Annotated in this window: 15 protein-coding genes; 5 read left to right on the forward strand and 10 right to left on the reverse strand. The window is 42.4% G+C overall.

Going from position 1 to position 13,428, the window contains the following annotated elements:
• Positions 1-19: 19 nt before the first annotated feature.
• The 5 genes from thrB to yutH form a co-directional block, all read right to left on the reverse strand.
• A complete protein-coding gene (gene thrB / locus A361_RS23740; protein ID WP_019380028.1) occupies positions 20-955 on the reverse strand; it encodes a homoserine kinase in 936 nt (311 codons plus the stop codon).
• Positions 952-2,013: a threonine synthase gene (gene thrC, locus A361_RS23745; protein WP_019380027.1), complete on the reverse strand. Its 1,062-nt coding sequence runs from the start codon at positions 2,011-2,013 to the stop codon at positions 952-954. The genes thrB and thrC overlap by 4 nt, the downstream gene beginning before the upstream one ends.
• Complete coding sequence (locus A361_RS23750; RefSeq protein ID WP_019380026.1) at positions 2,010-3,308, reverse strand: homoserine dehydrogenase; 1,299 nt, start codon at positions 3,306-3,308, stop codon at positions 2,010-2,012. Before A361_RS23750 ends, thrC begins: the two co-directional genes overlap by 4 nt.
• 206 nt (positions 3,309-3,514) lie before the next feature.
• Positions 3,515-4,477 (reverse strand): 2-hydroxyacid dehydrogenase, encoded by a 963-nt coding sequence (locus tag A361_RS23755; protein WP_019380025.1) that lies wholly within the window; start codon positions 4,475-4,477, stop codon positions 3,515-3,517.
• Positions 4,478-4,549: 72 nt separating this feature from the next.
• Positions 4,550-5,557: a spore coat putative kinase YutH gene (yutH, locus tag A361_RS23760; RefSeq protein WP_009331708.1), complete on the reverse strand. Its 1,008-nt coding sequence runs from the start codon at positions 5,555-5,557 to the stop codon at positions 4,550-4,552.
• Positions 5,558-5,813: 256 nt separating this feature from the next.
• On the opposite strand from yutH, the gene A361_RS23765 reads away from it, so the two are divergent.
• Positions 5,814-6,317 (forward strand): phosphatidylglycerophosphatase A, encoded by a 504-nt coding sequence (locus A361_RS23765; RefSeq protein ID WP_009331709.1) that lies wholly within the window; start codon positions 5,814-5,816, stop codon positions 6,315-6,317.
• Positions 6,318-6,348: 31 nt separating this feature from the next.
• Here A361_RS23765 and A361_RS23770 read toward each other — a convergent pair whose 3' ends face one another.
• The 4 genes from A361_RS23770 to A361_RS23785 form a co-directional block, all read right to left on the reverse strand.
• Complete coding sequence (locus A361_RS23770) at positions 6,349-7,116, reverse strand: TIGR01457 family HAD-type hydrolase (RefSeq protein WP_019380024.1); 768 nt, start codon at positions 7,114-7,116, stop codon at positions 6,349-6,351.
• Between the two features lie 174 nt (positions 7,117-7,290).
• Positions 7,291-7,917, reverse strand: a complete 627-nt coding sequence (locus A361_RS23775; RefSeq protein ID WP_019380023.1) for a helix-turn-helix transcriptional regulator — start codon at positions 7,915-7,917, stop codon at positions 7,291-7,293.
• Positions 7,918-8,282: 365 nt separating this feature from the next.
• Positions 8,283-8,723 carry a DUF86 domain-containing protein gene (locus tag A361_RS23780; protein ID WP_019380022.1) on the reverse strand — a complete coding sequence of 147 codons (441 nt, stop codon included), beginning with the start codon at positions 8,721-8,723 and terminating at the stop codon, positions 8,283-8,285.
• Positions 8,724-8,738: 15 nt separating this feature from the next.
• A complete protein-coding gene (locus A361_RS23785; protein ID WP_157888558.1) occupies positions 8,739-10,055 on the reverse strand; it encodes an EAL domain-containing protein in 1,317 nt (438 codons plus the stop codon).
• Positions 10,056-10,289: 234 nt separating this feature from the next.
• Here A361_RS23785 and A361_RS23790 point away from each other — a divergent pair, with 234 nt between their 5' ends.
• Positions 10,290-10,556, forward strand: a complete 267-nt coding sequence (locus A361_RS23790; protein WP_009331714.1) for a DUF3055 domain-containing protein — start codon at positions 10,290-10,292, stop codon at positions 10,554-10,556.
• Between the two features lie 100 nt (positions 10,557-10,656).
• Positions 10,657-10,944: a hypothetical protein gene (locus A361_RS23795; protein WP_009331715.1), complete on the forward strand. Its 288-nt coding sequence runs from the start codon at positions 10,657-10,659 to the stop codon at positions 10,942-10,944.
• A 65-nt stretch (positions 10,945-11,009) separates the two neighbouring features.
• On the opposite strand, the gene A361_RS23800 is transcribed toward A361_RS23795, so the two are convergent.
• Positions 11,010-11,285, reverse strand: coding sequence for a YutD family protein (locus A361_RS23800; protein WP_009331716.1), 276 nt, complete (start codon positions 11,283-11,285; stop codon positions 11,010-11,012).
• A 167-nt stretch (positions 11,286-11,452) separates the two neighbouring features.
• Here A361_RS23800 and A361_RS23805 point away from each other — a divergent pair, with 167 nt between their 5' ends.
• Both A361_RS23805 and A361_RS23815 read left to right on the forward strand, forming a co-directional pair.
• Positions 11,453-12,139: a YhcN/YlaJ family sporulation lipoprotein gene (locus A361_RS23805; RefSeq protein ID WP_009331717.1), complete on the forward strand. Its 687-nt coding sequence runs from the start codon at positions 11,453-11,455 to the stop codon at positions 12,137-12,139.
• A gap of 123 nt (positions 12,140-12,262) precedes the next feature.
• Positions 12,263-13,425 (forward strand): IS3 family transposase gene (locus A361_RS23815; protein WP_099049166.1). Its coding sequence is split into 2 segments (ribosomal slippage): positions 12,263-12,521 and positions 12,521-13,425, totalling 1,164 coding nucleotides; the frame shifts between segments, so codons are not numbered across the junction.
• The last annotated feature ends 3 nt before the right edge of the window (positions 13,426-13,428 follow it).

Consider the following 13,428-nt stretch of genomic DNA (forward strand, 5'->3'; position numbering starts at 1 on the left):
ATGACATCGCTTTTTTTATTTATACTGTATGGCCTATTTCCAGTTCAGCTAGGCTTTTTTTTAAAACAGTGACGCCTACCTGATCAATTTTGAGGGAAAGGATTTCCATTTCCGGAAAAATCCGCTGAAGCCCTTCAGCCACTGCAGGAGCACCTTCTGGCTCTGCAAGGCAGAGAACCGCCGGTCCGGCACCGCTTAAGGCAACTCCAAATGCTCCTAGACGAGGTGCTTCCTTTTCAATAACCTCCAAATGGGGAACCATTTTCTTGCGGTAAGGATGATGAAATAAGTCAGCACTCATCATCTTGCCTGCCAGGGAATAATTCCCGCTAAGCAGTGCTGCAACCATGACATTGCCGACTGCCCCAGCCTGTACGGCTTCTTTAAAAGACCATGCTTCAGGCAGGACGCCTCTGGATTCCTTTGTAAGGAGCTCTTCTTTTGGCACCACTGCTATAACATCAAAACTTATATTTTTAATGCTTTGGACAGAAACCTCTTCCTCTGACATGCAGCCAATGACAAGGCCTCCGAGAAGGGAAGCTCCTGCGTTATCCGGATGCCCCTCCATTCGTGATGATAGCTCCAGCTTTTCATACTGGCTCAGCTGAAGATCACAAAGCGCGTCAGCTAATTCAATTCCCGCTACAATGGCAGCAGCGCTTGATCCAAGTCCGCGTGTAAGGGGGATATCACTTGAAATCCGGGCTTTGCATCCTGGAAGCTCTCTTCCATACTTCTTTGCCGTATCCTTTGCAACTTGAAAAATAAAATTCGATTCATCTGAAGGGTAGATGCTTAGCGGCTCTGATAAAGGAATCATTTCAAACTTATCTGCCCTCTCGGCTTCAAGCGTCAAATATAAATTTAATGCGAGGCCGATCGAGTCGAAGCCTGGCCCGAGATTTGCAGTGCTGGCCGGTACTTTGATGACAACCATTTCACCTTCGCTCATGTGTGAACGGCTCCCTTGATATGATCCGCTACTGCTTTTTCATCATTAGGCAGCAAAACTGGCTTCACAGGGCTGCAATCAATGGCTGTATTAGGATCCTTAAGTCCGTTTCCAGTCAGGATGGCCACAACCTTTGTTTTATGCGGAATCTCCCCATTGCGAAGCTGTTTATATACTCCCGCAAGCGAAGCACACGAAGCTGGCTCAGCAAAAACCCCTTCAGAAGAAGCAAGTTTACGATACATGCAAAGAATCTCTTCGTCGCTGACTTCATCAATCTTCCCATTTGATTCTGACAATGCTGCATTGGCTAAGTGCCAGCTCGCAGGATTTCCGATTCGGATGGCTGTAGCAATCGTCTCGGGATTTTCAAACACACGGTTATGAACGATGGCCGCTGCACCTTCAGCCTGTACTCCATGCATTTTTGGAAGACCAGTGCCGCGTACTTCACTATATTCTTTAAACCCTTTCCAATAGGCAGAAATATTGCCTGCATTGCCCACAGGCAGGGCAAGGATATCCGGGGCGCCTCCAAGCTGGTCGCAGATCTCAAAGGCCGCTGTCTTCTGGCCCTCAAGACGATATGGATTAACCGAGTTTACGAGAGTAATAGGTTCTGTTTCGCTTATTTTCCGAACCATTGCCAGTGCCTGGTCAAAGTTGCCTTCAATAGATACAACTTCCGCTCCATACATAACAGCCTGCGCCAGCTTTCCCATGGCGATCTTTCCTTCAGGGATGACAACCACACATCTCATGCCGGCTCTGGCTGCATATGCAGCAGCTGCTGCAGAGGTATTGCCGGTGGAAGCACAGATAATGGCATCACTTCCTTCTTCTTTCGCCTTTGCAACAGCCATAACCATGCCTCTATCTTTAAATGACCCGGTTGGATTAGCTCCTTCCGTTTTCACATAGAGGTCAATGCCCCAGTCTCTTGAGAGTTTATCCAGCCTGATCAGGGGAGTGTTGCCCTCATTTAAGGTAAGCATTGGTGTATTTTCATTAACAGGCAGTAAATCTTTATATGTTTTTAAAAGGCCTTCCCATCTCATACTCTGGCGCTCCCTTCCACACGATACGAACTTTTAATTGTTTGGACTGCCGGCAAATCTCTTAAACTTACTAATATATCCTCATAATCCTTAAGAGATGCCTGGTGGGTAACCAGTACAATCTCAGCAAGCCCTTTTTCTTTTAAAGGAAGCTGCAGGATTTTTTCGAAGCTGACATGGTGCTCTGAGAATATGGATGTGATGTTGGCAAAAGTCCCTACCTCATCTTTAACATGCAATCTTAAGAAATACTTCGAATAAATTTCATCTGCACCTTTTAATTTCTTATCATATTGAGGGGCTACCGCGCTTTTACCATTTACCCCAAGACGCATATTTTTCATGACACCCACGAGGTCCGATACCACTGCAGTAGCTGTAGGCAGACTGCCCGCCCCAGGTCCGTAGAACATCGTTTCCCCTACCGCTTCACCGTATACATATACAGCATTGTATTCATCCTGAACCGATGCAAGCGGGTGAGACTCGGACAGCAAAGTCGGCTGAACGCTTACTTCCACCTTCTCCCCCTCCCGATGAGCAATCCCGATCAGCTTCATGGTGTATCCAAGCTGCTTGCCGTACTGCAGGTCCTCTTCTGTAATATCTGTAATGCCTTTAACCTTTACATCATCAAGGTCAATATTCATGGAAAAACCAAGTGTTGACAGGATCGCCATTTTCCTTGCTGCATCAAGGCCCTCCACATCTGCAGTCGGATCGCTTTCCGCATATCCCAGCTCCTGGGCTTCTTTCAGAACTTCCTCATAAGCGCTCCCATTCTTGCTCATCTTTGTCAAAATAAAGTTTGTTGTCCCATTCACAATTCCCATCATTTTTGTAATTCTGTCTGAAGCCAAACCATCTACCAGCCCTCTTAAAATGGGAATGCCGCCGGCCACACTTGCCTCATAAAAGAGGTCACACCCGTTTTGCGTAGCAGCAGCCAGCAATTCGGGTCCATAAACAGCCATTAGGTCCTTATTTGCCGTCACCACATGCTTGCCATTATCCAAAGCTTTCTTTAAATGATTTCTTGTTTCTTCTATGCCGCCCATTACTTCAATTACAACATCTATATCAGCATCATTTAAAATGTCTTCAGGATTTAGCGTCAGCAAATTCCTGTCCACTTTAACTGCTCTTTCTTTATCTGCATCTTTAACAAGAACTCTCTTTACAACAACCGGACAGCCGACTTGGTGCATGAGTTTATCCTGATGTTTCTCAATGATTTGCACCACACCCGATCCAACTGTTCCTAATCCTAATAAACCGATTGAGATTGATTCCACGCTAGCTCCCCCTTTAGTGTTCACTATGCAAGCACATTTGTATTTGTATAGTAGACATTATAGGGGTCAAGCGGCGTTTTTACAATAGGCAATTTTCCGAAAATAATGACTGGAAGCGCTTAACATACTGATTTATTGCGATTTTATTTTTAAAATTTTTTTATCTATAAATAAAGGCACCCTGCTTTGGGGTGCCTTCATCACTTCTATTCGACTGGTGTTTTTGGTTTCTTTCCTGAAAGGACTAGATCAATGTTTTCCACACACAGCTGCATCATGGCATAGCGCGTTTCTATGCTGGCACTTCCGATATGGGGCATAGCCACTACATTTTTCAGCTCCAGCAGAGGATGGTCTTCGCCAATTGGCTCCTCCGCAAAAACATCCAATCCTGCCGCTGCAATCTCTCCTGCCTTCAGTGCTTCATATAAATCATGTTCATTTACAACCGGCCCTCTTGAGGCATTTACAAAAACAGCCTTGCCTTTCATCTTCTGGAATGCATTTCGGTTAAATAAATTCCTTGTTTCTTCTGTCAAGGGCGTCAGGCAGACAACGAAATCTGAGCGTTCGAGCAATTCATCAAAGCTGACATATTGAGCTCCCAGTTCCTGTTCCGCATCCGGCTTCCTCGAACGATTGTGATATAAAATCTCCATATCAAATCCAGCTGCACGCTTTGCAACTGTTTTTCCGATATTCCCCATCCCTACAATCCCGATTGTTTTATGATGTACATCCTGCCCTGCTAAAAGCAGCGGACTCCAGCTCTTCCAATTGCCTTTCTTCACAAACTCAGCAGCCTCCACCATTCTGCGCGCAGCAGCGAGCACAAGCGCAAACGTCAGGTCGGCAGTTGAATCATTCAATACCTCTGGTGTATTGGTCACCGTGATTCCGAGCCTTTTTGCTGTCTCAACATCCACATTATCATAGCCGACAGCCATATTGGCTATGATCCTCAGCTTCCCTCCTGCTTCCAGAACTTCCTCATTCACCGGCTCTGATAGCATAGTTAAAAGGGCATCTGCTTTTCTCGCCTCCTGTAAGAATACATCATAAGGTACCGGCACATCTTCCCGATCCCACATTTCAACTGTGTACTTTTCTTTTAAAATGGCAATAACATTTTCAGGCAGCTTCCTGCTGATAAATACGTATGGTTTCATTAAAATATCCCCTCTTTACATTCTCAAGCTTATGTTCCATTCGCCAAGTAAGGGGAATTTCCCTGCCTATTTTCAGCTCTTGATCCAATTCACCAGAGGAATCCTGAGTTTTTTGATGGGGACCTCGGCAAATTCGAAAAATCCCCCCAGAAAACGCTCATGATCGTCAGACTGCCAAAGATACTTCTGCAGGCGCTCCTGAAGCACAAGCTTCTGCTGTTCAGAATCTGCACCATAATAATTTTCTATTGTTTCGAAATAATGGAGAGGAAATAATAGACGAGCATAGTATAGCCGCCATGAGAAGGAGGATAATGGCCCTACACTTTGATATTCCGATAAAAATTGGCGCAGATCCGGCTGATACGTTTTGATATTATGGAAATATTTCTCTCTCGTCCATTCCGCCAAATCTCTGGATGAATGATCAAATACCCAGTCAAATGGATTTTTCATATAATAACTGTCTCCCCAGGTGGCAGATGTTAGTCTTATATGACAAACGGTTCCGCTGTCTGCCATTTCTGGTTCGTCATCAAGCTCAGTATCCACAAGATATTGGATTGAATTTTCAGCAAGCCCCATATAGTATGGAAACGACTCTAAAAACATTCTCTCAAAATCATTTTCAGGCTTTTGGAAAAGCATCTCATTCCATACCTTTTCCATTTGATCCAGCCGCTGTTCCCAGAGCTGTTTCCACTGCCCGATTCTGCTTGTTTTTTTCACGGGAAACGAAATGCTCCTGCCTCTGTAATGGAACTTTGCCAGCTTTCGTCCAAACTGACTTTGTTTTCTGCTCAGTGTATGCCGGTTAACCAGAATGCAAAAGCGGCTATCGTTCCAATCAATTGATTGTTTACCTTCCTTTGTTTTCATAAAAGTGCTTATGTTCCTATCCCCGCAATTGGTAAGGTGTTCTGCCATTTGGTCCAGTTCTTCGAGTTCTTCTTCATCTGTATGCCCCGCAGGCACAAGCAAATAAAGCTGTCCCTGCTTTCGGCATGCATCATATTTTCCGATTCTCATCGTATCCTCTGCTTCTATCCCAAATTGTTCTTTCAAAAGTTTTCTAAACATTATACCACCTCATTTTAGAGAGATCCTTATGGAATATATATGATAGAAGACTTTAAAACTTGTTGTTTTCTTGGATAAGACTGTGTACCATGGAAATAATACAGGAAATGAAATTTTTCCGTTTCAGCGGCATCGGGCATATTTGATAAAAAAAGGGTATATACATAGTGAAAAGAATCTAAAAGTGCATAACACAGGACCTTAGCTAGGCCTGGACATTCCCGCAATTATTTAATAACCAGAAAAGGTGAAGCCAATGAATGAAGAAAAAAAAGCAGTTAACGTTACAGAGCAGACAGCACGTAAATGGCTCCATGAAAGAGGGGTAGAAATTCAGGATATAGCTGATTTAGTGTTCTTCCTCCAAGAGAAATATCACCCCAATTTACAAATGAAAGATTGCATTCATAATGTTGAGCGTGTTTTATCAAAAAGAGAAGTTCAAAACGCCATTTTAACGGGCATTCAGCTTGATATGCTGGCCGAGGAAAAGAAACTCTTAGAGCCGCTGCAGTCGATTATCGCTACAGATGAGGGTTTATATGGAGCGGATGAAGTACTGGCATTATCCATTGTAAACGTATATGGTTCCATTGGATTTACCAATTTTGGATATATCGATAAATTGAAGCCTGGCATCCTGAAGGATCTGAACGATAAGAGTTCAGGAAGATGCCATACCTTCCTCGATGATATTGTCGGAGCTATCGCTGCAGCCGCTTCGAGCAGGCTGGCACACAGTGCCGAAAATGCGGAATAAAAAAGGATGGAGAGCTTTTCTCCATCCTTTTCTATTTAAAGTCCCAATCCGCTAATGAATCGAGCACAAAGTCAGGCTTTTTGTCATAACCCTTCAATAGCTCTTTCGTTGTTACACCTGTATGGACAAGCAAGGTATCCATACCGGCATTCATTCCTGCTAAAATATCCGTATCATAGTTATCCCCAACCATCAGGGTTTCTTCCTTAGCTGTTCCCAGCACCTTTAAAGCCTGCTCCATGATGATCGATTCCGGTTTTCCGATAAACACCGGCTCTGTTTGTGTCGATACAGTAATGACAGAGGTTAGTGACCCATTACCCGGAAGCAGCCCTCTTTCTGTCGGAATAGCAATGTCTCCGTTTGTGGAAATGAATGCTGCTCCATTCCGGACAGCCAGACAGGCGATGGATAGCTTTTCATAGTTAATGGAGCGGTCAATCCCCACTACGACGTAGTCCGCATGCTCCTCAGCAAAGCTTAGCCCCTTTTCAGCCAGCGCTTCCCGTATTCCTTCTTCTCCGATCACATAAACTGAAGCATCGGTTTGCTGTTCATATATGTAGTTGGCAGTAGCCATGCTCGTTGTAAAGACCTGCCCTTCTTCGGCAGGAATGCCGAACTTCACAAGCTTCTCTGCTACCTGGGCTGGTGTTCTGGAAGAATTATTCGTCACAAACAAATAGGGAAGATCCAGTTCCCTAAGCTTATTGACAAAATCAGCTGCCTCACTGATCAGCTCTGTCCCGCGATACATGGTGCCATCTAAATCGATTAAGTATCCTTTATATTTTTTCACAGCCATCACTCCTAAATGATCTATGCTTTTATTAATATCCCTATTTTTCAACTGAGCTATCGCCCATAAAAGCTATCTTAAAGGAACGTGGTGAATTGTGCAATTTTTCACGATTGCAAGGATGAATAATAAAGTAATTCCCGCAAAAAAAACTCCTTGAACAGGGGCCCCCGCCTAATCTTGCTTTATTATATAATGACAGCACCCATCACCTGCAGCCATACAGGATTTGATATCAACATGATCAGCAGAAAGAAAATCTTTGATAAACTCTTTTTCAGACCTGCAGATTTGTTTAAATTCTTCTGCTGTTTCAATATATGGGCAATTAAACTCTTTGAGGTGGACTTGGCCTTCCTCTATTAGCACTTCCGGCATAAAGCCTTCAAGCAGGAGAAGGTCCTCAAGAACTTGAAGCTTTTCTGAAAAAGATTTCCCGGCCGTCTGAATCTCATACTGCTGTACGAGGCGGTTTTTCCTTCTTGAAAACAACTCTGTAATTAAATGTCCCTGCCCCATGCTTTTAAGTTCTGTTAATAATTCAACACTTAACTGCTTGTATTTTTTCGGAAACAGATCTTCGCCCTTTGCTGTTAGCTGATAAAGCTTTGAAGGGCGCCCTTTTGTTTGCCTCTGGATTGCAGATCTAATAAAGCCATCTTTTTCAAGAGCCTGAATATGCTTTCTGACGGCCATTTCTGTTATTCCCAGCTCTCTGGCCATTTCCAGTATGGAAAGCTTCCCGGTTGTTTTAATTAACCTCAAGATCTCTTCTTTTGTTGAATTTTCTCCAACATGCATGACATTCACCGCCCTTCTCTTTATTCAAGCCTAATATGCTCCCTAGGAACAAAAGCGGAAGCATCTTGATCAGATGAACTCCAACTAAAAACCGCCACGTCCTGTGGTGAACGTTGAAGCCAGCACATCCAGTGCAAGTCCGGCAGGCATAAGACGAATCAAGCAGGAAACCTCCCAAAGCAAGCTTCGGTCGGGCGATGAATCGCTGACGAAGCGTTCCTTGTCCCGATTTCTTGAGTGATTTGGCTTATAACCCGAGGGGCTAGGCGCTGGAGCTAGATGCAGACAGCCTTTCCACAGAGTTATTCATACAGTTCCATTTCATAGTTTCCCATACAGAGAAAAAGATCGGATTTCTCCGATCTTTATTGAGGTTTAAAAGCAGAAACCGGCCCCAGTTCATTGGTTAGATACTCCCTGACCCTGCCCGGAAACTCTTTAATCATGGACATATGACTGCTTATAGCTGTTATTAGCCCCCCATGATTGACGTCTGTGTAATTTTGGACGAGCATTTTACGATATGTAATGAACTGTTTAAAGCTATTGCTCATTTCTTTGCTGATGACCTTTTCGTCGTCAAGAATATCCACGATATCATCGTAGCTGCCTGGATCCCTCATGATAAAGCCGTCAATCATCGTATTACCAGTATCAAGGATAGCTTCGATCATAATTTGGGCAATCCGTTCCAAGGCTGCCTTTTCAATAGGGGATGTCCACTCTTTCACTTCTTCAAAAAGGGAGATTTGCTGTTCCAGATAACTAAGTGTGTCTTCGATCTTTTCCCTGTCTACGAAATACATAATGCTTCCTTCCTCCTATGAAGATTTCAGGCTCTTGGTTAAAGTATCCGGCCGAGCGTAGAAATATCCCTGAGCTAAATCGACATTGTTTCTGGAGAGAACCGATGCCTCCCCTTCACTTTCAATTCCCTCGGCAACCACCAGTGAACCCGCTTCTTTCGCCACTAAAAGGAGACCCTTCAGCATGGATTCTTTTACCCTGTTCGTATCAATGCCTTTAATGACGGAACGGTCGATTTTTATAATATCCGGCATAATCTCACTTATGGAATTTAAACTGGCATAACCTGCACCGGTGTCATCCACAGCCACCCGAAATCCTAATGTTCTTAATACCTTTATATTGTATATAAAGTTTTCAATACCTTCAATGGGATCACGTTCAGTAATTTCAAGTGTGATCTGTTCAGGGGGAATATTTTTATAGCCGGTGAGCATTTTCTTTACATCCCTCACAAACCTTTCATTCCCTATTGTAATCGGGGTGAAGTTAATAAATATATCCTGATTGCAGCCTGTCTTTGTTATCTGTTCAAGTGTTTTCTCAAGTACGATTAGCTCCAGATCATAAAGGCTTCCCGTCTGCCGAGCAATGCTAAAAAGCTGTAGAGGGCTTTCCAGGGAAGTGCCGCTCGGACCTCTTGTGAGCATTTCCCAAGCCTTTATCTCGCCTGTAGCCACATTAATAATCGGCTGCGCCAGCATTTTAATATCCTTTTTCGCTACAATTTTATTTATTTTGTACATCATTTCATTAAACTCGGATCTGACCCTTTTTTCGGCCATTGCGAGTGCATGCTGATGGGCTTTGTAGACTGCTTCCTGAACAGACGAATAATACTTCTTTTCAACAAACATATATCCCGCATCAATAACCGGCTTTATATGAGGTGTATCATTATGTATGTATTTTTCAGCTTCTTTGACAATTTTTTTCAGTGTTTGATCAATTTCTGTTACACAATCCCTGCTATGGTCCACTTTCAATATCAAGGCAAGGCCATCGCTATAATGATCATGCACGATAATGATTTGATTATCTTCAAGTTCCCGCTGAATGACTGCCAAAAATATGATCTTAATGTTTTTTATAAACTGTCTGAAAGAAAGCTCACCCAGCTGTTCGGACAGGTCTTGCCAATTTTTAAAATTAAAAACAGCAACGGCCACTTCAAACCCTTGTTTCAGCGCCAGATTTACTCCTTCTGCAATCGGGTCACGGATAATGAATTGGGGAGGGAAATACTTTATCTTATTTAAAGGAAGCATAAGTTTGCCCCAATTTCCAACCGGCTTAAATCTTTTTATGTAATGGTGGACCATACCTTTCATTCCTCTCAGCTGCCAGCTTTATTTTTGTAGTGGCTATAAGCCTTTATTACTATGCTACCCTACCAGCTATTGTATCACAATATTTCGAATTGAGTATTTTTTCCTTTAATGGAAAAAAATATATATTTAGCCAATAAAGGGTGAAAAGAGAATAAAAAGATTCATCCCCTTCGAACATAAACCCAACAAGGACATGCTATAATCGGTATATAAAACAACTGAGGAGTGTTATATTTGGCAGAACGCTTTTTCTTATATGATGATCTCGAAGAAACAAAAACCAGATTTGTCAGCTTTATGGGAGAAAACCAGCGATTCGATTTGGCTATTGTTCGTTCCGATCGCTATTACGGCAAACAATTGGTCCTTGATATCCAGGGAAGCCGATTTGCCATTATTGGAGAAGATGATTTAAAGGAAGAAGGCTATCTTGAGCATGTTTTTCAGCTTTCTGAGGAAGATGCAGAGGAGCTTAAGTCATTTCTCATGGAAATCGTTTAATATACGATAATAAACAGATACTAAGGGAGAACCTATTTTTGTGGGTTCTCCTTTTTCTTTAAAGACCCTGCTGCATATAAACTTCCTAAGGAGTGATAGCATGGACGATAAAGAAAGACGCACATACACCGATTTCTCAAACGTGGAAACGCAAAGGAATTTCCTTATTCCCGAGGACTTGCCTGAAGGTGCCTATGGCTCTCCCAGAAATGCGGATGAGCCGGTAGAGAACAAAAGCACCCCATGGCAGGAGGGCCAGCGCTATTACAGTGCCTTCAATTATGAGTTCAAGTCCCTCCATCAGAACTTGCCGAGGCAAATGCCAGGGGCGCATCCGCCGCATGATGACCCTGATAAAAATGAAGAACCGCCATATACAGAGACTTAAAAAAGCGTACACCCACAAAGGGCTAGGCAGCATCAAAAAAGGGCAGGGTTACCCCCCTGCCCTTTTTAGCTTTTCACTTTTTTCACAACAAAATAGGCACATCCGAAATTACAGAATTCGTAAAGATACTCGGTCAGAGTACTTATTTTTGTATCAAATGAAGCCTTTTGGTTCTGATCATCGAAAAAGCCGCGGAGACGAAGCTGACCATATCCCCAGTCGCCAACAATATAGTCATACCTGGATAAAATTTCGCTGTATCTCCCGCGAAATGCTTCCTCATTAAAACCATCCCGTTCTTCCTGAATCACTTCATAGCAGATATTATTAATGCAGACCAATTTATTCACCTCAACTTAAAAAGCATATGTACCAGTATTATATTGGAAATCACAGGATATGAAAACAAACCAATATTTGTCCTAATTAAATTATAACTGATTCCCCATCAATTACTAAGAGAAAAAAATTCAGCAGTGGCAATTCTATAGATGAGGAGGTGTTTATAGTGAAAAAATCACTAATCATTCTTGGCATTAGCGGCATGGCTGCACTGACTGCCTGTCAAAACAATGCCGCAAAAGAAGATATCTATGAAGAAACCGGTCACACCATAAATGTAAATGACCAGCGTGCTGATTTATACAACAGGGATATGGGCAACGGGCGAAACGGCCGAAACAATACCGGTGAAGACTTCGGATATGTGCGCCATCAAAAAAGCCCAATTATGGGAGACAACGTTTCAGCGGATCACTATGCTGCCATTGACCGTGAGCAGGTTGCAGATATTATCGGAAAATATTGCACTGAAGTTCCGAACGTGGACGATATTTCAACTCTTGTAACAGATGAAGAAGTCCTGATCGTATATAACACTGACACAAAAAATCGCAATCAGACAGCTGATCAGGTGAAGAAGATGGCCATGTCTGTAGTCCCAAGATGGTATCATGTCTATGTAAGTGATGATACTTCATTAAGGAAAAATGTTGAAAACTATGCAACAGTTGATTCTGATGGACGTAATGCTGAAAATGGCATTAACCAGTTAATTAAACAAATGCTTAATTCTCCTCAAGGAGAAAGAATGAGTGAAAGTGAAAATGAAAACGGTGAAATGCAAGGCGAAAGAAACGATGATATGGATAAAGATGATCTTGGGGAAAACGTCAAGAAAGCAGGTAACCGTTAATCATTCAGCAGTATGAAAAAAGAGTCCAGCGATGGCGCTGTGTTATTATCCCCTTCAGGTAGACAGTAAAAAAAGAGAACATGATATGATGTTCTTACTAGTCTACTTGGAGGGGTTTTTTCTATGGCCAAAAAAGGACAAACCTTTAAAACCTATACAGAGGGGTTTAAGCGAGAAGTTGTTCGTTTGAAGTTGGAGGAGAAATGGTCTTATAAACAGCTTCGAGAACATTTTGGTATTAAAAGTGATGCCCAAATTGCAAATTGGGTTAAAAAAGTACGAAACGGAGAATCATTTGATGACCAGCGTGGGCATTGGAATAAGAAAAACTTTAATAATTTGGAAGAAGAGAATGCCTATCTGAAAGCGCAGGTGGAATACTTAAAAAAGCGCAATCCAAATCTACATGGGAAGGAATGGTCCTAAAAGCAGATCGATTTCAAATTATTGATAATTTAAGGGAAAAGTATCCCCTTGCGTGGCTACTGAAAATTGGGGAAGTTTCAAAAGCAGGATATTACAAGTGGCGCAATACAAATCCTATACGAAGAATCCGTCTTGAGGAGAATATTTTAGTAAAAGAGCATATCTTAGCCATCCACAAAATGCATCCTTACTACGGATATAAACGAATGACAAGGGCTCTTTCCCGGGAGGGAATTGTAGCTAATCATAAACGGGTCAGAAGATTAATGAGGGAATTAGGTATTCGTTCTGTCATTCGCAAGAAACGTCCATTCTATGGACGAAAAGGATCCGTTTTATTTCCCAATGTCTTAAATCGGGAGTTCTTTGCTGAAAAACCGTATGAAAAACTCGTCACAGATATTACTTACATCCGAGTTGGGGATGAGTTTGTCTATCTGTCAGCTGTTTTAGACTTATATAACAATGAAATTGTTTCATGGCAGTTATCTGAAAGGAACGATCTTAAGTTAGTCATAGATACTATAAAACAGCTAGAAGGCAAGCAGTTCGCAAAAAATGCTTTAATCCACTCAGATCAGGGGTTTCAATATACAACCAAAGCATACGAAAAACAAGTGAAGGAGGACCTCCAAGTTATAGGCAGCCATTCAAGAAGAGGAAACTGTCATGATAATGCTTGTATAGAGTGTTTCTTTTCTCATTTAAAGACGGAGAAAGTTTATTTAGTACGTCCCAAAACAATGGAAGAAGCTTACGTAGCAATTCAGGATTATATACATTTTTACAATCAAGACCGTTTTCAAAGTAAATTAAACGACCTTTCCCCGATAGAATATCGAGAAAAGGCCGCAGCTTAGTAT

Source organism: Cytobacillus oceanisediminis 2691 (assembly GCF_000294775.2).
In the GTDB taxonomy this organism is placed as follows: Bacteria; Bacillota; Bacilli; order Bacillales; family Cytobacillaceae; genus Cytobacillus; species Cytobacillus pseudoceanisediminis.